Below are 21,846 nucleotides of genomic sequence, written 5' to 3'. Positions count from 1 at the left end.
TTTTTATTTGTGTTCGATGATTTTCAATTGTGATTTTGAATCATGGCGATTTCATCCGAAGATTCTATTTGTTTTTTATCGGAATATGGTATCGCCTTTCTTCAATCTTATTTATCTCACAATTTTTTATTTTTATTTGTGTTCGATGATTTTCAATTGCGTTTTGGAATCATGGCGATTTCATTTTTCAAAAGTAGTAATTCTTTTAAATTCTTTGTTTTTTGTAACAAGGAAATCCATCACTTGGAATTCATTGCCAGGTTTCATGACTATTTTTGACTTGGAATCATTCTCACAAAAAATAAGAAAAAGACCAATTTCATCATCATTTAACTTTAATGTGTTCGTGAAAAAGGAGTAACTAACTTTATTCATTACCAGTTCAGTAAAACTTTTATCACTTGTAAAATCTGTTTTTTCAGGATTGTTTTTTCTCAAAGCTTTTAATACATCTTTGTAAATTCGCACAAAATCCATTCCTTTTTCAATACTTCCATCGGATGGCATCGTCCTATTTTTTGGAGAAGACTTCTCATCATCAAAATATTGCATATCGACATACTTTTGTGAATTTCCTGAAATCGGATTTATTTTTTTGTCCCCATAAACCACCACTTCTGGCAACAAATTGACAAATGCAACCAGTTTCACTCTTAATAATGGGGTTGAAATTTCTTTTTGGGTGAGAACTATTTTTTTTGATTTAAAAGTTAAGCCAGAAAAAACCAATGTATCTTTGACTTTTGCCAAAATACTAAAAAAACCTTGTTGGTTTATAACCGTTCCTGTTTTGGAATTAACATTAAAAACAATCCCATTTTCTAACTTAATGGAATCATTTACCACTTGACCATACAATGTTTTTCTTGTCAATTGACTAAAACAAAATTGACAACACAAACACAAAACCAGTATTACGATTTTATTTTTCATTTGTAATGATTTTATTATAGTTTTCAGACAAGCCAGCAATTAAAAACATGATCAATGTTTTATTTTTAGATTTTAATGCCACGGTAAAACTGGCATCATCAACACAATAATATTGAAAATCTTTAATATAATCAGCAGAAATTTTTAGGATTTCTGTATAATATTTATCTTCAAAAAGCGGTGCAAGCCGGTTCAACGACTGTTCTTTATTCTCTACCGCTATTTCTTTTTTAAGCATCGCTTTACGACCTGAAATAGTATTTAGCAAACCATCTATACCACCACCGGAAGTTGCGGTGTATAATTTTCTTTCCGCTGGCGTATATTTCTTTTGACCATAAGGAATAATCCCTAAGTTTTCCGCAGTTATTTGTGGATTTTCATTGACAATAACTTCTTTGAGCACAATGCTTTTTGGCGACATTTGAATCTTAAGAACCTCCGGTATCAAATCCTGTTTACTTATTCTTCTATGTAAAGTTACAAGATTTACAGCAGAAAAAACCAAAACATCTCCTTCTTTTGCGAATAGCGAGAAGAATCCATTCTTATTTGTTACGGTTACTTTTTCAGTAGATGAATTGACGATTTTTATGCCTTCAACAGCGATTGTATCGGCACTAATTTTCCCACGAATTTCTTTTTCAATACTGGTTTGACCAAAAGAGACAGTAGCTATGAAAAACAAAACAAGCAGTAGCATATTATTTATTTTCACTGGCTATTATTTCGTTATATTTTGTGGCTAATTCGCCCAATAAAAATTCAATTGTTGTTCTATTCTTTGAATCCAAAATTTTTGTGAATTTAGCATTCTCAACGGCAAAATATTCGAATCCTTTTACGTATTCAGAAGGAATTTTTAATTTATTTACAAAATGGTCAACATCAAACAGTTTCTCCAATTGTTTTAAATAAGACTCTTTTTTCTCTACTTCCAGTTGTTTTTTGAGCATACCCGTTCTGCCAGAAATAAAATTGAGCAATGGATCGGCTGAAATTGAACCGCCAGCCATTCCCGATAAACTTGCAGATGCATTAAGATCTGTTGCGGTATATAATTTACGTTCCGCCACTGTATAGGATTTCTGTCCTTTTGGAATTATACCAAGTGCAACTGCATTGATATTATCGTATCCTCTTTTAACGATAACTTCTTTTAATTGATTCATGATTGGCTCCATTTTTACATAAAGGAAATCATTTTCAAAATGTTTTTGGGTCAAAACAATACGAATTCCTTTAAATTGCACCGCAGAAAACATAAGTGTGTCTCCTACAACTGCAGGTATCGAAAAATATCCGGATTTTTCAGTAATAACTGCTTTTTCAGTTTTTAAATTTATCACATAAATCCCTTCTAAATTCGACATGTCAGCAATTATTTTTCCGTCCAATTTAACAGGAATAGATTCTTGCGCAAAAGCCTTTGAAGCAATTAAAATAAAAAAAATGCATACAACTCTACTCATTAGATGATAATCAAATTTCGATTATTGGTATGTTGTAAAAGTATCTTACTCTCTTCCAAATTAATTATTAACGACTTGGTAAAAATATGTTAATTAAAAAACGGAATCACAACATAAAAAAACACAATTTTATATCTTTAACCCAAACTATTCTTTACAAGAAAACACAATGAAAAACATACTTATCGCCAGTACATCTACCCTTCATGGCGGGGACTATTTAGAATATTTATTACCTAAATTAAGCTTGCATTTTTTAAATTGCAAAACGATACTTTTTATTCCTTATGCACGTTCAGGAGGTGTTTCACATGAGGAATATACTTCAAAAGTTGCTTTGGCTTTTGCCAAAATAAATAAAACAATAAAAGGAATTCATGAATTTGAAGATGCAGCTGAAGCAATCCAAAATGCAGAAGGTATATTTACAGGAGGCGGTAATACTTTTTTATTGGTTTCACAATTGTATAAAAACAAAATAATGACCGTTCTTGCTGACACCGTTAAAAAAGGAACTCCTTATTTAGGAACAAGTGCCGGAAGTAATATTTGCGGACTGACGATGCAAACCACCAATGATATGCCTATTATTTATCCGCCAAGCTTTCAAACTTTAGGATTAATTCCTTTTAATTTGAATCCGCATTATTTAGATGCTGATGAACAATCAAAACACATGGGCGAAACGCGCGAAACAAGAATAAAAGAATTTCACGCTTTTAATGCTATTCCGGTTTTAGGATTACGAGAAGGAAGCTGGTTAGATGTTAAAGGCGAAAAAATAACTTTAAGAGGAAACTTATCGGCGAGACTTTTTAGACAAAATCAAGATCCTGAAGAATTAGAAAGCGGAACCGACTTGAGTTTTATAAAATGATTCTGAAATGAATTCATACTAAATAAAAAAGCCGAAACAATTACGTTTCGGCTTTGAAGAGCGAAAGACGAGGCTCGAACTCGCGACAACCAGCTTGGAAGGCTGGAGCTCTACCAACTGAGCTACTTTCGCATAAAAATTTTAAATAAAAAACCTCAAACCTAAATTTGAGGCTTAGAGCGAAAGACGAGGCTCGAACTCGCGACAACCAGCTTGGAAGGCTGGAGCTCTACCAACTGAGCTACTTTCGCATTAACAACGGTGCAAATATAATTAATAAGTTTGCTTCAATGCAAGTTTTTTTTCTTAAAAAATTGCAAACTTACCCCCACAGCCCTTTTTATTAAAGCGCGTACAAATCATAAAGAATTTAATATGAAAATATTATACCTTTATTAAGCTGAAAAAACATTTCAAAAAAATAATGCAAAACATCAAAAAAATAGCTGCACTGGAGACATTTCCGGTAAGACATCCTGTCCTTCGAGCCGACAAATCGATAGACAGTTGTCATTTTGATGGCGATAATTTAGAAACCACCTCCCATTTTGGTTTGTTTGACAAGAACAATATCATTGGTGTTATTTCAATATTCGAAGCAAAAAATAATTTATTTGCTGCAGAAAAACAGTATCAAATTCGGGGCATGGCGGTTTTAAAACAGTATCAAAAAAAGGGTTTTGGCGAAAAGCTCATTCTCAATTCAGAGAAACATTGCATGGACCAAAAGGCAAATTTAATTTGGTTTAATGCCAGAAAAGAGGCAATTGGTTTCTATGAAAAAATGGGATACCAAGTTAAAGGATTGCCTTTTGAAATACTAGGAGTCGGTGAACACGTTGTCATGTTTAAAAAAATGAGTGATGAATAAATTATTCCTAATACTATTACTGTGCATCGTAACCAGTTGTAAAAGGGAAGAACTAAAAAGCGAGGTAGTCTTAAAAAATGAGGCTCCTAAACCTCGTATTCAACCTGAATGCAAATCAATTAAAATTGGCTCTACTTTACTAATTTCTTTTAACAATAAAGCACTCACCGATTTTTACAAATCTACTAAATACAGAACGATTTGGCAATCTGAAGAAAATAGAAAAATCATTTTAGCAGAACTCCTTAAATCTGATGAGGAGGGATTAAATCCAGAAGATTACAAAGTAAAAGCATTAAGTAATTTTGAAAAAAAATCAGCAACACTAAACGATTCTGATTTAGCAAAATATGATGTTTTACTGACCGCCAGTTTTCAAAAATACATTTCACATTTGACTAACGGAACACTGAACCCGAGAAAATTGTATAAAAATTGGGACTTGAGAGAAAATTACATTGATATAAATGAGACAATGACACATTTATTAGACAGCGATTCCTTAGCAGATAAAATAGAACAATTAAAACCCAATCATATTGTTTACAAAAGATTGAAAAAAGCACTAAAATTAATTAACACTCTACCAAAAGATAATTTCAAACCGATAAAAATTACTGAAAAAATTACTCCAAATGACACTAATCCTTCTATAGTTGACATCAAAAAAAGATTGATTTATTGGAAAGAATTACAACCAAAAGATAGTTTGACTCCCGTTTACGACGAAGAAACAGTAATTGCCATAAAAAAATTTCAAGTCCGTCACGGTTTAGGTCCGAACGCGATTATTGATGAAGGAACGATTGCCTCCCTCAATTTTTCAAAACAACAACGTATCCATCAAATTATTGTCAATTTAGAGCGCTGGAAATGGTATCCAAAAGAAATGGGAAAAGAATATATAATCATTAATATTCCTGATTACAGATTGACCTTAATTAAAGACCAGGACACTTTGAGAACTCATAGAGTAATAGTAGGAAGAGCCAAAAGAAAAACACCAATCCTAAGTTCAAAATTAACCCAGGTGGTTTTTAATCCAACATGGACTGTTCCTCCAACTATTTTGAGAGAAGATGTAATTCCGGCTATTTTAAAAAGCCGAAGCTATTTAACAAATTCAAACATTAAGGTATATGATAGCAATGGCAGAATAGTAAGTCCTTATGAGTGGCAATTATCCCAAGCCGAAACGTATCGATATGTTCAAAGTCCGGGAACTTTCAATTCGTTAGGTATGGTAAAAATTATTTTTCCAAATCGCTTCTCTGTTTATTTACACGATACAAATCACAGGGATTATTTTGACAAAATAGATCGTTCGTTGAGTTCCGGTTGCGTCAGGGTTGATAATCCATTAGAACTAACAGAGTATTTACTGGACGACGCTGCCAATTGGAATCTAGAGAAAATTACAAAAATATTACAAAGCGAAAAAACAAAATTTATCAAAATCAAAAAAGAGGTTTCGTTCCATTTATTATATTGGACTGCTTGGAGCGAAAACAACAAATTGATTTTTAGAGATGATATTTATGCCCTTGACGCCAATTTATACAATAAATTACGAAATTGATGCAGCTGCTAATTTAGAAACTCTTGAAGGATGATAAATAAAGAAACACGATTTGTTTTTTATTGCACTGATAATTTCTTTAGATAACTCTACCGGTACAGCAGGACAGCCTTGACTTCTTCCTAATCTGTGGTTATTTTTAATAAACGAATTAGAAACATATTCGGCTGCATGCATAACTACACCTCTTGCTCTCGCATTGTCGTTAACTCCTTTTTCTAAACCATCTAATTTAAGGGACATTCCATGTTTTCCATTGTAAATTTCACCTGTAGCATAAAATCCTAAACTGCTTTTATACGATTCAGCTGAGTTTGAAAAATTAGAAGCAAATTCTTCTCCAGTATTTCTTCCATGAGCAACAAGAGAATGAAACAATACGTCACCAGTAATCAAATCAATCACCCAAAGTCTTTTAGTATTGGAAGACAAACTAAAATCAACTAAGGTTAAGATGTCTTTCTTTATCAATCCTTTTTCTTTCAACAAGTAATACCCTTTCAAAGCGACAGCGAAGCTTTCTAATTTAGGCAAAGTGAATTTGTTGGAATGTAAATTATTATATACCATTTCAATTTTAGTCTCAACACCAGATTCTACCGTTTTGGCATAAACCACTGGTTTAGCATTCTTTGGCTCAGAAAAGCTTGTTTTACTCAGAGAGAAGGAAACAAGTACAAACAAAATTGCAGGAAATATCTTATAAATCATTGATTATCTTTAAGTTATAAATTAATTTAGGGTTGCAAACGTACAGCAAAAAATAACAATTAAAAAAAATTTAACAAAACTTTAGTCCAACTATAACGAACAATGAAGGGAAATATTGAGTAAAAAATCATAAAAAAATCACTTTCTATGTTAATTTTGTTATTTTTGTTTTGATACAATCCTAATTTATGTCCAAATTTCAGTCTGCAGCACTAATTTTTTTAATATTCTATAGTTTCAATACCTATAGTCAAAAAAAGGTTCTTTTAGCAAAATCTACTACAGAAAATATCACTATCGATGGCAAAATTAACGAGGAAATTTGGAAAACAGAATCAGTAGCTACCGATTTTGTCATGTTTCAACCTGACAATGGAAAGCCGATAAACACCAATAAGAAAACCGAAGTTAAAGTACTATATGACAATAACGCCATCTATATAGCTGCTTTGTTATATGATAATGAACCCGATAAAATTAAAAAAGAAATAACAAACCGTGATGTTTTTGGGGTTTCCGATAACTTTTCAGTTTACATCAACGGCTTCAACGATGGGCAACAAGACTTCCGATTTTTTGTGAGTTCAGCAGGAGTCCAAATGGATTGTTTAGCAACTGAAGACAGTGAAGATTTTACATGGGATGCCATTTGGGATAGTGAAGTGACACTAACTGACTTTGGTTGGGTAGTCGAAATTAAAATTCCCTATGCAGCTTTACGATTTTCAAATGCTGATAAACAAACCTGGGGTTTAAATTTTATGCGTGAGATAAAACGAGATGTTCAAAAATACACTTGGAATCGTGTAGATACAAAAATTGGTGCAGTAATTCCGCAAGCGGGAATTCTCGAAGGAATTAAAAACATAAAAACGCCTACCAGGCTTTTCTTAATCCCTTACTCATCTGCCTATTACCAAGAAAATGATATTGGCTCAGGAACCACTTTCAAAGCAGGACTGGACATTAAATACGGCATAAATGATTCTTTTACACTCGATGCTATTTTGGTACCCGATTTCGGACAGACAAAATTTGACAATGCTATTTTAAACCTTGAACCTTTCGAGCAAAAGCTAGATGAGAACCGACCTTTTTTTACAGAAGGGACCGATTTATTCAATAAAGGAGGACTATTTTATTCCAGAAGAATTGGTGGAGCACCTAGCACAGAACCTATAATTGCAGCTAACGAAGAAATCATAAATTATCCAAGTACTGTTGATTTGCTGAATGCTGTGAAAGTTTCCGGAAGAACAGAGAAAGGTTTAGGAATTGGTTTTTTGAATGCTGTTACTGAAAAAACCTACGCTACTATTCGGGATAATGACACGAATGAAACACGAAAAGAAGTCATCGAACCATTGACTAATTATAATGTTTTGGTTTTTGATCAGCGTTTTAATCAGAATTCATCGGTTTCTTTTGTAAATACAAATACCACTCGTAATGGCGGCTTTAGAGATGCCAATGTTTCCGCATTATTATTTGATTTAAGTACAAAAGAAAACACGTATAATTTATACGGGGATTTTAAATACAGTTCTATCAATGCAATTGAAGATTATGATGGTTTTAAAACTTCATTAAACTTTGAGAAAACAAGTGGAAAATACCGCTATATACTTTCTGGAAAATACCTATCTAAGGATTATGACATAAATGATTTAGGAATCATTTTTTACACCAATTATCACAATGCCTATGCGAATGCCAGTTATAGAATTTTAAACCCAACAAAAGTTTTCAACACCTTCAAGATAGAGCAGGAAGTCAATTTAGAAATACAAAATACTACTGGAAAATTACAAGAAGGTTGGTATAAATCTGTCATAAAGGCTACATCACGAAACAATGATTATTTTGAATTAGCTTTGATAATAAATCCATTAGAAACGTTCGATTTTTATGAGCCACGTAAAAACGGCAGATATCTACAAATCCCCAGAAAAATAACATCTTATTTTGGAACTGAATTCAATAGCAATAATGCTTTTACTTTTGACTTCACCCCAAGTTTCACAATATATGACCAAGATGATAGAATTACTTACGGTCTCGCTTTAGGCCCAAAATACAGGTTTAATGATAAATTTTCGCTATTTTACGTATTAGATTATACCCGTAAAAAAAATGACAGAGGTTGGGTGGCATTTGACAATATGGGAATTATTTTTGCAGAACGCAATAGGGAAATACTACAAAATGATATTACAGGTAAATATGCACTAAACAATAAGATGACCATCAATTTAACGGCGCGTTATTACTGGTCCTATTCTGAAAATCATGATTTTTTTACTTTACAGGATAATGGTCATCTAGTTCAAAACAACAATTATTCCATGAATAAAAACAGAAATTTTAACTCTTGGAATTTTGATTTATCCTATTCCTGGTGGTTTGCTCCTGGTAGTGAAATATCTATTTTATATCGCAATTATGCACAAGAAAGTACAAGAGATGTAGAGAAAAATTTATCCACAAACTTTAAAAATGTTTTTGACAGTAACCTGACTAATATTTTTTCAATTAGTCTTCGCTACTTTATTGATTATAATGTGGTAAAAAATAAATTCTAAAGCTATTATAACTACCACTCTGTTAAAATAAAATTCAAAAACAATCGTTTTTCAAATCTATGAATTAGGCTTAATAATGTAATTATTATTTTTCTTCTAAAAACTGTAACAATTTGTTAAAAGCATAGTCTATTATTAAAATTATATTTTTTGGAACTTCCTTTTCATCAATCATCCCATCAATCAAAAAAATTATGAGAAAAATACTTTTCATAAGTGTCCTCTTGTTTTCATTCTTTGGCTACAGCCAAAAAAAAGTATTACAAACTAAATTCATTTCAGACAATATAATCATAGATGGAAAACTGGATGAAAACATATGGAAATCTGTTCCAGCAGCGAAGGATTTCATCATGTTTCAGCCAGACAACGGTAAACTTATTCCAGAAAATAAAAAAACCGAAGTAAAAGTTTTATATGACAATGATGCCATCTATATTGCTGCAGCAATGTATGATGATGAGCCTAAGAAAATCCTGAGAGAAATAGTCCAAAGAGATAATTTTGGTGCTTCAGACATTTTTGGAGTTTTTGTAAATGGTTTTAATGATGGACAACAAGATTTTCGTTTTATTGTTTCTGCATCAGATGGACAAGCTGACTGCATAGGAACAGACACCAATGGAGAAGATTATTCATGGGACGCTGTTTGGAAAAGCAAAGCTACTATTACCAATTTTGGTTGGGTTGTAGAAATGCGAATTCCATATGCGGCTTTGAGATTTTCCGGCGAAAAAAAACAGACTTGGGGCCTTAATTTCTTTAGAGAAATAAAGCGTGATAAACATAAATACAGCTGGAACTTTATTGATTCAAAAATTGGAACTTTCACACAACAAACTGGAGTTTTGGAAGGAATTGAAAATATAAAAACTCCTACACGACTTTTTCTTTTACCCTATTCTTCTTTTTATGTAAATGCAAATTCACAGCAAAAAACGTACGGAACAATCAAAGGTGGTCTGGATATAAAATATGGCATAAACGATGCTTTTACACTTGACGCTATTCTTATTCCAGATTTTGGACAAACAAAATACGATGATCAGATTTTAAATTTAGGTCCTTTTGAGCAACAATTTAATGAAAATAGATCTTTTTTCACCGAAGGGACCGATTTATTCAGCAAAGGGAATTTACTCTATTCAAGAAGAATTGGCGGTAGGCCTTCAAATTACCCGACAACTGCAAGTAATGAAGAAATTATTGACAATCCTTCAAGTGTTAATCTTATCAATGCTTTAAAAGTATCCGGTAGAACAAAAGATGGTTTGGGAATAGGAATACTAAATGCTGTTACTGAAAAAACGTATGCATCAATACAGAACAATGACACTAAAGAAATAAGAAGAGAATTAGTGGAACCATTGGCAAATTATAATGTTTTGGTTTTGGATCAACGCTTTCGCAAAAATTCTTCTATTTCATTTATCAATACGAATGTTACCCGAAACGGGAGTTTTCGTGATGGAAATGTTTCAGCATTAGTTTGGGACTTAAATACGAAGAAAAACACCTATAATCTTTCTGGAAATTTCAAATACAGTTACATAAACGATATTGAAGACAAAAAAGGAACTGCGACATCGTTAAACTTCGGTGAAACTTCTGGAAAATACAGATATAGTATAGGAACAGAAATACTATCAAAAGATTTCGACAACAATGATTTAGGAATTAATTTTGAAACCAACTATTATGCAATTTATGGAAATGCAAATTATAGAATATTAAATCCGACCAAATATTTCAATTCGTTCAATACTAATATCAATATGTACACCCAGTTTCAAAAAGAAACAGGAAAAATTCAAGGCAATAATATCAATTTTAATATTAATTCAAACAATAAACAAAACCATTATTTTGGATTAGGAATAAATGCCAATCCAATCGAATCCCATGATTATTATGAACCTAGGACAGAAAACAGGTATTTAATTTTTCCAAAACGAATGGGAGGTTGGTTTATGTTTTCTTCTAATTACAATAATAAATTTGCGATTGACATCAATCCATCATTTGCTGTTTTGAGTGAACCTGGAAGAAATTCATATGGTTTCGATATAGGCCCAAGATACCGTTTCAATGATAAATTTTCATTGAATTATAGCTTTAGCTTTTTTAGACAAAACAACAACAAAGGATATATAGACAGTGTAGAAGATGATTTAAATGCTATAACGCCAAACGCTATCATTTTTGCAAATAGAAATGTTCTTACGTACTCCAACTCTCTTTCCGGAAAATACTCTATCAACAGTAAAATGACTTTTAATCTTTCCTTGCGCCATTATTGGTCTTTTGCCGAAAACAAGAATTTTTTATCATTAGAACAAAACGGAAGACTAACGGATTATATGAATTATACTGAAAATAGAAACTCAAGTTTTTTCTCCTGGAATGGTGATATATCTTATTCTTGGTGGTTTGCCCCAGGAAGTGAAATTTCTATTTTATATAGAAACAACGCCGCCAATTTTCAAAGAGAAATCGATAAAGACTTTGGAAAAAAAGTTACTACTTTACTAACCAACGATCAACTAAAACATGTTTTTTCTATAAGTATTCGTTATTTTATAGACTATAACGCCGTAAAAAATAAATTCTAAGTTGCATTAATTTTAAAAAACTACGGTTTCTGCAACAAAATTATCATTATTTGTTATTGTTATGTTACGAATGAATAATAGTGATTTGGATTTCTTCGAACATTTTTAGAAATGCTTTATCTTTGTTCAAAATATATTCCAATGAACAAAAAAGTAATTCTTATGATTTTGGACGGTTGGGGAAAATCTCCTGACCCTAAGGTATCTGCAATTGATAATGCCAATGTACCATTTATAAATAGCCTTTATAAAAATTACCCAAGTGCCCAACTCAGAACCGATGGTCTAAATGTAGGCTTGCCGGAAGGACAAATGGGAAACAGCGAAGTAGGTCACATGAACCTTGGCGCTGGACGAATAGTATATCAGGATTTAGCTAAAATAAATCTTGCCGTAGCACATAATACTTTGGCAAAAGAACAAGTATTGGTTGATGCTTTTACTTATGCTAAAGAAAACAATAAAAAAGTACACTTCCTAGGTTTGGTTTCTGATGGTGGTGTTCACTCGCATACTTCACATTTACGTGGTTTAATTGATGCAACACAGCAATACGGATTACAAAAAGTTTTCATTCACGCCTTCACTGATGGTCGTGATGTTGATCCAAAATCGGGTAAAAACTACATTCAGGATTTAGAAGATTATATCGCAAATACTACCGTGAAAATAGCTTCTGTAATTGGACGTTATTATGCAATGGATCGTGATAAACGTTGGGAAAGAGTAAAACTAGCTTACGATTTATTAGTAAATGGAACCGGTACCCACACTAAAAATCCAGTTGCATCGATAGTAGAAAGTTATGAAGTTAATGTAACTGATGAGTTTATTCATCCAATGGTTGTGGTTGATGATAACGATACACCGCTTGCGACTATTGAGGAAGATGATGTAGTTATTTTCTTCAATTTCAGAACGGATAGAGGAAGAGAATTAACTGAAGCGCTTTCGCAACAGGATTTTCATGAGCAGAACATGCACAAATTGAACTTGTATTATGTAACGCTTACCAATTATGATGAAACGTATAAAAACGTAAATGTTGTTTATAATAAAGATAACATTACCGAAACCCTTGGTGAAGTTTTAGAAAAAGCACATAAAAAACAAATTCGTATTGCAGAAACGGAGAAATATCCTCACGTGACTTTCTTCTTTTCCGGTGGGAGAGAATTACCTTTTGCCGGTGAAAGTCGCATCTTGAAAAATTCTCCAAAAGTAGCCACTTATGATTTGCAACCAGAAATGAGCGCATTTGAACTTACTGATGCTTTAGTTCCTGAACTTGAAAAAGAAGAAGTGGATTTTGTATGTCTAAATTTTGCCAATGGCGACATGGTAGGTCATACTGGAATTATGAGTGCTGCGATAAAAGCTTGTGAAGCTGTTGATAAATGTGTTGAAAAAGTAATTACAGCCGCATTAGCTCATAATTACACTACCATTGTAATTGCAGATCACGGAAACTGCGAAACTATGATAAATCCTGATGGAAGCCCTAATACAGCACACACAACAAATCCAGTTCCAATTATTTTAGTGGATAAAGACTTAAGGGTTATTCATGATGGAGTTTTGGGTGATATTGCTCCAACTATTTTACAATTGATGGGCATTGAAAAACCGGCAGTTATGACGTGTCATTCTTTGCTGTAAAACTTAGAAGTAATTTGAATCAAAATATTTTAAATCCGATTTAAATATAATTCAAAAAAGCTGTTCTAATCGGAACAGCTTTTTTATTATCAAAAATTTGACATCAAAAGTTCTCATAAAATTGTACTTTTGCAAACTGAAAATTCGAAATTATGATTATTGTAAAATCACGTGAAGAAATAGAATTGATGCGAGAAAGCGCATTGATCGTATCAAAAACATTAGGAATGATTGCTTCTGAAATAAAAGAAGGTGTCACCACTTTATATTTAGACAAATTAGCCGAGGAATTTATTCGTGATCACGGAGCCGAACCAAGTTTTCTTGGTTTGTATGGTTTCCCAAATTCACTTTGTATGAGTCCAAACGCGCAGGTGGTTCATGGAATTCCAAATAATAAACCATTGGAAAGTGGTGATGTAATCTCTGTAGATTGCGGTGCCTATAAAAATGGATACCATGGAGATCACGCTTATTCTTTTGAAATTGGTGAAGTAGCTCCTGAAACTAAAAAATTATTGCAAATAACCAAAGAATCTTTATACGTAGGAATCCGAGAATTAAAATTAGGAAATCGCGTAGAAGATGTTGGAAATGCTATTCAAAGATATACTGAAGCACATGGATACGGAGTTGTTCGTGAATTAGTGGGACACGGAGTAGGACAAAAAATGCATGAAGATCCCGAAATGCCTAATTATGGCAAAAAGGGAAGAGGAAAACTTTTTGTTGAAGGAATGGTAGTGGCTATTGAGCCTATGATTAATATGGGAACCCGAAACATCAAACAATTAAAAGACGGTTGGACAATCCTTACCGCCGATGGAAAACCAAGTGCGCATTTTGAGCATGATGTTGCGATTATCGATGGAAAACCTGAGATTTTATCAACTTTTGGATACATCTACAAAGCATTAGGAATTGTGAGTAATGAAGAAGATGAGTTTAGAAGAGAGCCTTTAAAAATCTAACACGAATTTCACAAATTTCCACGAATTAGCTTTAAAAATTAAGCAAATCCAAATTTAAAAGAATTACTAAATGACTGATCTTTATTTAAAAGAAGAAGCCTATCAAATTATTGGGCTTTGCATGGAGGTCCATAAAATTCTAGGTAAAGGTCATAGTGAAAAAGTTTACGGAGATGCATTAGAATATGAATTCAAGAAAAATGAAATTCCTTACAATCGAGAATCAAAATATCATATAGAATATAAAGACATCATATTATCCAGTTATTATTTTGCTGATTTTGTAGTTTTCAATGAAATTATTTTAGAGATAAAAGCAATTGAAAGTCTTTCTAATGGCGAAATAAAACAAACATTAAATTATTTAGCAGCTTCGCAGAACAAACTTGGATTATTAGTCAATTTTGGAGAAGACAGCCTTAAATATAGAAGAATAATACTTTAACAATAATCTAAGATTCGTGAAATTCATTTTTTTGCATCGTATTTAATTCGTGTAAATTCGTGAAATTCGTGTTTAAATTTATTTCTAAATTGTGAAAAAACTCTTTAAACTTATACTCAATACCATTCCGCGTCCTATACTTATTCGTTTAAGTTACGTGGCCCGTCCAGTTCTTGCAGTTGCATTAAAAGGAACTCAATTTACGGATCCTATTGACGGGAAAAGTTTCAAAATGTTTTTGCCTTACGGTTATGGAACACAAAGAAATAATGTTCTTTCACCAAGTACACTTTCATTGGAAAGACACCGTTTGTTGTGGTTGTATTTGAATGAAGAAACTGATTTTTTTCAATCTGAACTCGTTTCAGATTCTTCGGTTACAAATACCAAAAGAATAAAATTAAGAGATGCTGAAACGAATTCAGCACTAAAAGTGTTGCATTTTGCACCTGAACAAGCCTTTTATAAATTGTTTAGAAATCAGAAAAATCTGGATTATACCACAACCGATTTATTTTCGCCTTTGGCAGATGTGAAAGCGGATATTTGTGATTTGCCTTTTGAAGATAATCAATATGATGTTATTCTTTGCAATCACGTTTTGGAACATATTCCGGATGATACGAAAGCGATGCAGGAATTATATCGAGTTTTAAAACCAGGCGGAATGGCGATTTTACAAATCCCACAAGATTTATCCAGAGCCACTACTTTTGCAGATGATACCATTACTGACCAGAAAGAACGCGCTAAAATCTTCGGGCAATACGATCACGTTCGTATTTATGGCCGCGATTATTTTGATAAATTAAGAAGTATCGGTTTCAAAGTCGTTGAAGAAGATTATACTAATAAAATAGCACCGGAATTAGTAGAAAAATATTGCTTGGCCAAAGGCGAAATTATCCCTGTTTGTTTTAAATAGATTTGGGACAAATCAAATAGGACTACCCTATAATTGGCATAATAATAGTATTGCTTAATTTGTTATATTTACATTTCAGCAATTCAAGATATATGCTTAAAGCTCTTTTTCAAAAAACAGTTCTGCTTTTTATAATCACTTCGGCTACTGCACAAGTAGAAAAAGAGGTTGCTCCGCCCTACAATATTAAGACGATTTCTTTTGTACAAAGTGAACAAAATGTAATTCCAATTTTTAAATTAGGAGAAGGATTTCAGTTGCAATTTGATGATCTATTTGGCAATGAAGCTGATTATTACTACGAAATAACACATTGCAACTATAATTGGAATCCAACAGACATCCCTAAAAGTGAATATTTAAGAGGTTTTGACAACCAAAGAATTTCAGATTACACTAATTCTTTCAACACGTTACAAATCTATTCCCATTATAGACTGGCTATTCCAAATCAGTTTACACAATTATTAATCAGCGGTAATTACATGCTGAAAATTTTAAACAACGACAAAGAAATTGTTTTTTCCAGAAAATTCGTTCTTTATGAAGATGTTGTCACCGTTCCTATCCAAATAAAAAGGGCAAGAACCGTTAGTAATTTGGAATCTAAACATAACTTGGAATTTACTATTAAATCGAGTACAATTACTTTTCAAAATCCATTAAAAAATGTGAAAGTAGTTTTACTCCAAAATGGACAATTCAATGACGCAATTACAAACATTGTCCCTCAATACACTATTGGAAATGATTTAATTTATAAATATGATACTCAAACCCAATTTTGGGCAGGAAACGAGTTTTTGTATTTTGAAAACAAAGACATTAGAGCTGCTAATAATAATGTAGCCCGTGTAGATTCGAATAATGAAATTTACAGTTCTTATTTATATACAAATGATGCCAGAACAAATTATCCGTATTCGGTAACACAAGACGTCAACGGAAATTTTGTTGTTAAGAACATAAATGCGACCGACAGTGAAATCGAAGCCGATTATGCCTGGGCATATTTTAGCCTTTCGGCACCTACTTTTAGAATTAACAAAGACATTTACATTACCGGAATGTTCGATAATTATAATCTAACACCAGAATATAAACTGGATTATAATGAAAAAAAGGGCATTTACGAAAAAGCAGTTTTAATAAAACAAGGGTTTACAAATTTCCAATATACAGTTGCAGATAGCAAAGGAATTATCGATCATGAAAATGCAATTGACGGAAATTTTTATCAAACAGAAAATGATTATTTTATAATGGTCTATTATCGAGAAAATACCGATCGATATGATAGAGCCATCGGAAAAGGGACGGCAAATTCATTAAATATTATCAACTAAAAAAACTTTTCGAAAAATGACTATACGAAATCAAATTTTTGTAAATTTGTCATTATTAAGCACCTATTCATTTATTTATTATGGTTTCTCAAATAACAAGAGGTATAAAAATATCGGTATTGACTAGTTTTGAAGGAACCTACTTCAAAAACTATAAGATTCACTTTGCCTTTAGTTATGAAATCACAATCGAAAACCACAGTAAAGATTCTGTTCAGTTAATTTCTCGCCATTGGGAAATTTTTGACTCACTAAATGATCTTGAAATCGTAGATGGCGAAGGAATAATTGGCAAAAAACCAGTTCTTAAACCAGGTGAATTCCATACTTACAGCTCTGGTTGCTTATTGTCGTCTCCTTACGGCGCAATGAAAGGCTATTTTAACATGATCAATTTTACTTCCACAAAAAACTTCAAAGTGATCGTGCCTACTTTTAGATTGTGCGCTCCTTTTGCTTTGAATTAATACTTTATTTTCTAACACTATTTTAAATTCTCTATCTAATTACTAATAGTGTACAATTTCCCTTTATATTTCATTTTTACATACATTTTCTGCTCAATTTTATCGTTTATTTTAGAATTTATTTGAATTTTCACACACAATCGATATAAGAAAAACAGTCTTTAAACTATCTTATTTTTACCCACAATAATTCAATGCTACCTTTTAAGTTATGTCCACATCCATTTTTTATTAAAAATTAAATAATAAAAAACATCCCAAATAAACACACACAAACACCAGGTACGTATTTTCTTTTATTACTTGATAAATGCTAAATATAACTTATTATCTAAATTTTATTGTGATATTTGACTCTATTTTAACCTAATAAAAGAAATTATTAAAAATATCCTTTGTACTTTTGTTGAATAATTTTAAAAAATTGTTTTTATTAAATCATCGATAAGAAAGTAATGATAAAACAAATAACAGGATTATTCGACAAGCATGTATTATTTTGGGAGAACCCAAAAATAATTAAAACCATAAGTACTTTTTTAGTAGTAATTTTCATAGCTTGTGGAGTATGTAGCTTTTTAGTATCTCAAAAAATAATTTCTTTAGGTCACTTCAATTCTTTATTCAAGCATCGTTTTTTTGCTGTTGAAGTAGTTTTTACCATTCTACTAATTTTTGAATTATTGAGCCTAATATTTGTATTGCCAAAATCCGTAACCCGCTCTTTAGGCAAACAATTTGAACTGCTATCTATGATATTTTTACGGGATGCCTTTAAAGAGTTTAGCCACTTAGACGAATTCGTGTTATGGAGTGACTCAAGTAAGTCTATAATTAATATACTTGTTTATTCCTTTGGTGCACTTACCATTTTTACAATCATGGGGTTTACGCGTAAATTGAATCGCGAAATTCAACTATCAGAAACCTATATCAATCAATTTCAATTTGTACGTATTAAAAAAATGCTGGCCATCTTTTTATTACTGTCCTTTTTCTATATAGGTTTTAACGATTTTATAACATTACTACAAACAGGTGTTTTTTTGCATTCGTTTGAAACATTTTACACAGCCCTAATTTTTACAGATATTGTCATAGTACTTGTCTCATTAAGATTCACAACAAATTACTACAGAGTATTTAGATATTCCGCATTTGTATTAGCTACAATTTTGATCCGAATATCATTAACTCTAGAACCCTGTTACAATGTAATACTAGGAATTATAACTACACTTTTTGTATTCACATTGGCAAAAGTGTATCATTACTTCCAAAAATGGTTAACTCATAGAGAGCTAACAACTTAAGGAAAATAAATTTTAATCCTAATAAAAAAAAGCGTTATGAAAAACAAAAAATTAACTGCACTTCTGCTAATTACTTGTACTATGATGTATTCTCAAAACAAAGAATTGAAATTGTCAGCTTTGAAACAATCTACATCTAGTATTTTGTTGGTAAGACCTGCTAATTTTGGTGTAAATATTCAAACATCGGAAACGAATTATTTTCAAAAAGAACTGAAAGGAATAAGTCCAGAACAATTAAAAAATATAGCGTTAAAAGAATTTGATGATATGGCAGAAAAACTAAAATTAAAAGGAGTTAATGTTAATGTAATAAATGACACACAACTTCCTGTTAAACCAGATGCTGTATTCCCTAATAACTGGGTAAGCTTTCACCCTGATGGAAAAGTTATATTATATCCAATGTTAACGCCAAATAGATTGGCAGAAATTAGGCTAGATATTATTGATTCGTTAAAAACCAAATTCGCAATCTCTGAAATAATAGATTTTTCAAAGGAACATTATAATAAAAAATACCTAGAAGGAACTGGCAGTATTATATTTGACCATGTTAACAAAGTTGCTTATGCTTGCTTATCTCCACGAACTGACAAAGATTTATTTGTAAAAGTAAGCGATTACTTGGGATACAAACCAGTTTATTTTCATTCGTATGATAAAGATCATAAAGAAATTTATCATACTAATGTTATGATGTGCATAGGTTCTCGCTTTGCGGTTGTATGTTTAAACAGCATTACAGATAAAAATGAAAAGCAGCAACTTGTTAAATCACTTACTAAATCAGGACATCAGATTATAGACATCACATTTGAACAACTGAACAATTTCGCTGGAAATATGCTTGAACTTAAAACCAAAAACAATAAAACAATCTTGGCAATGTCGCAAAGCGCATATAATAGTTTAAAATCGAGCCAAAAAAAGGATCTTGAAAAATACTGTGAACTTGTCCCTCTTTCGATAAAAACCATTGAAACAATTGGTGGAGGAAGTGTACGTTGTATGATAGCTGAAATATATTCGAAATCAAAGATCTAATAAAATCAATTACATTGCTATACTTTAAATCACTAATAAAATAGAGTATAGAAATGGCGCATTTAACACAAATAGTTATCAAAAATTCAAATAAACCTTTGTACTTTTGTTACAAAATAAATAATTCCTAAAAATAGGATTGTTTAATTGCCTAATTGTTTAATACTCAAATAAAATTATCATGTTAAAAGGATTTTTTCATGTACCAAAAGCGGTAAACGAACCTGTAAAATCGTATGCTCCCAATTCGCCAGAAAAAGCAAAAGTACTAGAAGCATACCGCCAAATGTGGCAATCTAAAATTGACGTTCCATTATACATTGGAAGCGAAGAAATTAGAACTGGCAATACCAAAAACATGACAGCTCCACACGATCATAAACATATAGTAGGAACATACCATCTTGCCGAAAAATTGCATATAGAAAAAGCCATTGCCAATGCACTGGAAGCAAAAACCGAATGGGCTAACATGGCGTGGGAACAAAGAGCAGCTATATTCCTAAAAGCTGCCGAACTAATTGCAGGTCCTTACAGAGCAAGAATAAATGCCGCAACAATGATTGCGCAGTCTAAAAATATTCATCAAGCCGAAATTGATGCTTCCTGTGAATTGATTGATTTTTTACGTTTCAACGTAGAATTCATGACTCAAATTTATGGTGATCAGCCAAAATCGAATTCAGATATGTGGAACCGATTAGAATACAGACCATTGGAAGGTTTTGTATATGCTATTACTCCATTTAACTTTACTGCCATTGCTGGAAATCTTCCTGCAAGTGCAGCTATGATGGGTAATGTTGTTATTTGGAAACCAAGTGACAGCCAAATTTTCTCTGCAAAAATCATTATCGATGTTTTCAAAGAAGCAGGTGTTCCTGATGGCGTTATCAACGTAGTTTTTGGAGACGCTTTGATGATTACTGATACCGTTTTGGCAAGTCGTGATTTTGCAGGAATCCATTTCACAGGTTCAACTCATGTATTCAAAGACATTTGGGCAAAAATTGGAACAAACATTCACCATTATAAAACTTACCCAAGAATTGTAGGTGAAACTGGTGGGAAAGATTTTATTATTGCTCATCCAAGTGCGAATCCAAAACAAGTGGCAACAGGAATTGTTCGTGGGGCTTTCGAGTTTCAAGGTCAAAAATGTTCTGCAGCTTCAAGATCTTATGTTCCAAGAAGTTTGTGGCCAGCAATAAAAGAACAATTAATCACTGAAGTAAAATCAATGAAAATGGGTTCGCCAGAAGATTTTAGTAACTTTATCACCGCTGTTATTCACGAAGGTTCATTCGATAAATTGGTTAGTTTTATTGACCAAGCCAAAAAAGATGCAGATGCCGAAATTATCGTTGGTGGAAATTATGATAAATCTGTTGGTTATTTTATTGAACCAACAATAATAGTAACAACAAACCCACATTACACTACAATGGAAACCGAATTATTCGGACCTGTTATGACGATTTTCGTTTACGAAGATGCAAAATGGGAAGAAACTTTAGAATTGGTTGACACGACTTCAGAATATGCTTTAACAGGTGCTGTTTTCAGTCAAGACCGTTATGCTATTGAACAAGCGACTACCAAATTGCAAAATGCCGCCGGTAACTTCTACATCAATGACAAACCAACCGGAGCAGTTGTAGGAATGCAACCTTTTGGTGGCGCAAGAGCATCAGGAACTAATGACAAAGCAGGTTCAGCATTGAACTTATTGCGTTGGGCTTCACCAAGAACGATTAAAGAGACATTTATCACTCCAGAAGATTACAGATACGCGTTTTTAGGAGAATAAAGTCATTGCGAGGAACGACGCAATCTTATTTTAGATTTAAAAACCCCATAAAAATTCAAATAATTTTGAATTTTTATGGGGTTTTTTTTGATTTAGATATTTTTGAGAGGTTATGCAACAATTAGAGCTGTTGTTCCAATTTATTTTTTCTTTAACCCAACTTGCAGGGTTTAGCCTGTGAACCATTGTTGAAAACGAGATTCTTGTTTGAGAAGTTCAGATTTGG

Annotated in this window: 18 protein-coding genes and 2 tRNA genes; 14 read left to right on the top strand and 6 right to left on the bottom strand. The window is 32.2% G+C overall.

The annotated features are described in order from the left end of the window. Positions 1–180: 180 nt before the first annotated feature. From FNW38_RS13565 to FNW38_RS13555, 3 genes are read right to left on the bottom strand one after another with little or no spacing between them, the layout of a single operon-like run. Positions 181–933, bottom strand: a complete 753-nt coding sequence (locus FNW38_RS13565; protein ID WP_235890206.1) for a carboxypeptidase-like regulatory domain-containing protein — start codon at positions 931–933, stop codon at positions 181–183. Then, the gene (locus tag FNW38_RS13560) at positions 923–1,636 is read right to left on the bottom strand and encodes a carboxypeptidase-like regulatory domain-containing protein (RefSeq protein ID WP_143388330.1); all 714 of its coding nucleotides are present in this window, start codon (positions 1,634–1,636) and stop codon (positions 923–925) included. The genes FNW38_RS13565 and FNW38_RS13560 overlap by 11 nt, the downstream gene beginning before the upstream one ends. Position 1,637: 1 nt before the next feature. Next, a complete protein-coding gene (locus tag FNW38_RS13555; protein ID WP_144064755.1) occupies positions 1,638–2,405 on the bottom strand; it encodes a hypothetical protein in 768 nt (255 codons plus the stop codon). 169 nt (positions 2,406–2,574) lie between these two features. Between FNW38_RS13555 and pepE the strand changes: the two genes are divergently transcribed. Further along, positions 2,575–3,282, top strand: a complete 708-nt coding sequence (pepE, locus tag FNW38_RS13550; protein ID WP_143388332.1) for a dipeptidase PepE — start codon at positions 2,575–2,577, stop codon at positions 3,280–3,282. A gap of 59 nt (positions 3,283–3,341) precedes the next feature. Here pepE and FNW38_RS13545 read toward each other — a convergent pair. Together FNW38_RS13545 and FNW38_RS13540 are read right to left on the bottom strand one after the other, a co-directional pair. Then, positions 3,342–3,414 (bottom strand) — tRNA-Gly (locus FNW38_RS13545). Positions 3,415–3,460: 46 nt separating this feature from the next. Next, positions 3,461–3,533 (bottom strand) — tRNA-Gly (locus tag FNW38_RS13540). A gap of 173 nt (positions 3,534–3,706) precedes the next feature. Here FNW38_RS13540 and FNW38_RS13535 point away from each other — a divergent pair. Together FNW38_RS13535 and FNW38_RS13530 are read left to right on the top strand one after the other, a co-directional pair. Further along, a complete protein-coding gene (locus FNW38_RS13535; protein ID WP_143388333.1) occupies positions 3,707–4,153 on the top strand; it encodes a GNAT family N-acetyltransferase in 447 nt (148 codons plus the stop codon). Beyond that, a complete protein-coding gene (locus FNW38_RS13530; RefSeq protein WP_143388334.1) occupies positions 4,146–5,732 on the top strand; it encodes a L,D-transpeptidase family protein in 1,587 nt (528 codons plus the stop codon). The genes FNW38_RS13535 and FNW38_RS13530 overlap by 8 nt, the downstream gene beginning before the upstream one ends. On the opposite strand, the gene FNW38_RS13525 is transcribed toward FNW38_RS13530, so the two are convergent. Further along, entirely contained in the window at positions 5,721–6,443 is a 723-nt protein-coding gene (locus tag FNW38_RS13525) for a murein L,D-transpeptidase catalytic domain family protein (protein WP_143388335.1), read from the bottom strand. The two genes, FNW38_RS13530 and FNW38_RS13525, sit on opposite strands and share 12 nt — an antisense overlap. A gap of 188 nt (positions 6,444–6,631) precedes the next feature. Here FNW38_RS13525 and FNW38_RS13520 point away from each other — a divergent pair, with 188 nt between their 5' ends. The 11 genes from FNW38_RS13520 to pruA all read left to right on the top strand — a co-directional run bounded on the left by FNW38_RS13520 (position 6,632) and on the right by pruA (position 21,620). Then, a complete protein-coding gene (locus tag FNW38_RS13520; RefSeq protein ID WP_143388336.1) occupies positions 6,632–9,025 on the top strand; it encodes a DUF5916 domain-containing protein in 2,394 nt (797 codons plus the stop codon). Between the two features lie 194 nt (positions 9,026–9,219). Continuing rightward, on the top strand, positions 9,220–11,637 hold the full coding sequence (locus tag FNW38_RS13515) for a DUF5916 domain-containing protein (RefSeq protein ID WP_143388337.1): 2,418 nt from the start codon (positions 9,220–9,222) through the stop codon (positions 11,635–11,637). 141 nt (positions 11,638–11,778) lie between these two features. Next, positions 11,779–13,296 (top strand): 2,3-bisphosphoglycerate-independent phosphoglycerate mutase, encoded by a 1,518-nt coding sequence (gpmI, locus tag FNW38_RS13505; protein WP_143388338.1) that lies wholly within the window; start codon positions 11,779–11,781, stop codon positions 13,294–13,296. A 152-nt stretch (positions 13,297–13,448) separates the two neighbouring features. Continuing rightward, entirely contained in the window at positions 13,449–14,267 is an 819-nt protein-coding gene (gene map, locus FNW38_RS13500; protein ID WP_143388339.1) for a type I methionyl aminopeptidase, read from the top strand. Positions 14,268–14,337: 70 nt separating this feature from the next. Further along, on the top strand, positions 14,338–14,712 hold the full coding sequence (locus tag FNW38_RS13495; RefSeq protein ID WP_143388340.1) for a GxxExxY protein: 375 nt from the start codon (positions 14,338–14,340) through the stop codon (positions 14,710–14,712). Positions 14,713–14,803: 91 nt separating this feature from the next. Next, positions 14,804–15,637: a class I SAM-dependent methyltransferase gene (locus FNW38_RS13490; RefSeq protein ID WP_143388341.1), complete on the top strand. Its 834-nt coding sequence runs from the start codon at positions 14,804–14,806 to the stop codon at positions 15,635–15,637. A gap of 92 nt (positions 15,638–15,729) precedes the next feature. Beyond that, on the top strand, positions 15,730–16,983 hold the full coding sequence (locus FNW38_RS13485; protein WP_143388342.1) for a type IX secretion system plug protein: 1,254 nt from the start codon (positions 15,730–15,732) through the stop codon (positions 16,981–16,983). Between the two features lie 80 nt (positions 16,984–17,063). Next, entirely contained in the window at positions 17,064–17,450 is a 387-nt protein-coding gene (apaG, locus tag FNW38_RS13480; RefSeq protein ID WP_143388343.1) for a Co2+/Mg2+ efflux protein ApaG, read from the top strand. A 455-nt stretch (positions 17,451–17,905) separates the two neighbouring features. Next, a complete protein-coding gene (locus FNW38_RS13475; protein ID WP_143388344.1) occupies positions 17,906–18,763 on the top strand; it encodes a hypothetical protein in 858 nt (285 codons plus the stop codon). A 36-nt stretch (positions 18,764–18,799) separates the two neighbouring features. Beyond that, the gene (ctlX, locus tag FNW38_RS13470) at positions 18,800–19,810 is read left to right on the top strand and encodes a citrulline utilization hydrolase CtlX (RefSeq protein WP_235890207.1); all 1,011 of its coding nucleotides are present in this window, start codon (positions 18,800–18,802) and stop codon (positions 19,808–19,810) included. Between the two features lie 181 nt (positions 19,811–19,991). Then, positions 19,992–21,620 (top strand): L-glutamate gamma-semialdehyde dehydrogenase, encoded by a 1,629-nt coding sequence (gene pruA, locus FNW38_RS13465; RefSeq protein WP_143388345.1) that lies wholly within the window; start codon positions 19,992–19,994, stop codon positions 21,618–21,620. Positions 21,621–21,846 lie beyond the last annotated feature (226 nt).

The sequence above is a fragment of the Flavobacterium gawalongense genome, assembly GCF_007097265.1.
Taxonomy (GTDB): Bacteria; Bacteroidota; Bacteroidia; order Flavobacteriales; family Flavobacteriaceae; genus Flavobacterium; species Flavobacterium gawalongense.
Note: the sequence above shows the minus strand (reverse complement) of the source record. Positions and strands in the feature narration are given on the sequence as shown.

Coding starts and splice junctions, on each gene's coding strand:
- FNW38_RS13475 (WP_143388344.1), top strand. CDS start 17,906: ATGATAAAACAAATAACAGGATTATTCGACAAGCATGTATTATTTTGG.
- FNW38_RS13555 (WP_144064755.1), bottom strand. CDS start 2,405: ATGAGTAGAGTTGTATGCATTTTTTTTATTTTAATTGCTTCAAAGGCT.
- gpmI (WP_143388338.1), top strand. CDS start 11,779: ATGAACAAAAAAGTAATTCTTATGATTTTGGACGGTTGGGGAAAATCT.
- FNW38_RS13565 (WP_235890206.1), bottom strand. CDS start 933: ATGAAAAATAAAATCGTAATACTGGTTTTGTGTTTGTGTTGTCAATTT.
- FNW38_RS13515 (WP_143388337.1), top strand. CDS start 9,220: ATGAGAAAAATACTTTTCATAAGTGTCCTCTTGTTTTCATTCTTTGGC.
- FNW38_RS13560 (WP_143388330.1), bottom strand. CDS start 1,636: ATGCTACTGCTTGTTTTGTTTTTCATAGCTACTGTCTCTTTTGGTCAA.
- pruA (WP_143388345.1), top strand. CDS start 19,992: ATGTTAAAAGGATTTTTTCATGTACCAAAAGCGGTAAACGAACCTGTA.
- map (WP_143388339.1), top strand. CDS start 13,449: ATGATTATTGTAAAATCACGTGAAGAAATAGAATTGATGCGAGAAAGC.
- FNW38_RS13485 (WP_143388342.1), top strand. CDS start 15,730: ATGCTTAAAGCTCTTTTTCAAAAAACAGTTCTGCTTTTTATAATCACT.
- FNW38_RS13495 (WP_143388340.1), top strand. CDS start 14,338: ATGACTGATCTTTATTTAAAAGAAGAAGCCTATCAAATTATTGGGCTT.
- pepE (WP_143388332.1), top strand. CDS start 2,575: ATGAAAAACATACTTATCGCCAGTACATCTACCCTTCATGGCGGGGAC.
- FNW38_RS13530 (WP_143388334.1), top strand. CDS start 4,146: ATGAATAAATTATTCCTAATACTATTACTGTGCATCGTAACCAGTTGT.
- FNW38_RS13525 (WP_143388335.1), bottom strand. CDS start 6,443: ATGATTTATAAGATATTTCCTGCAATTTTGTTTGTACTTGTTTCCTTC.
- ctlX (WP_235890207.1), top strand. CDS start 18,800: ATGAAAAACAAAAAATTAACTGCACTTCTGCTAATTACTTGTACTATG.
- FNW38_RS13535 (WP_143388333.1), top strand. CDS start 3,707: ATGCAAAACATCAAAAAAATAGCTGCACTGGAGACATTTCCGGTAAGA.
- apaG (WP_143388343.1), top strand. CDS start 17,064: ATGGTTTCTCAAATAACAAGAGGTATAAAAATATCGGTATTGACTAGT.
- FNW38_RS13520 (WP_143388336.1), top strand. CDS start 6,632: ATGTCCAAATTTCAGTCTGCAGCACTAATTTTTTTAATATTCTATAGT.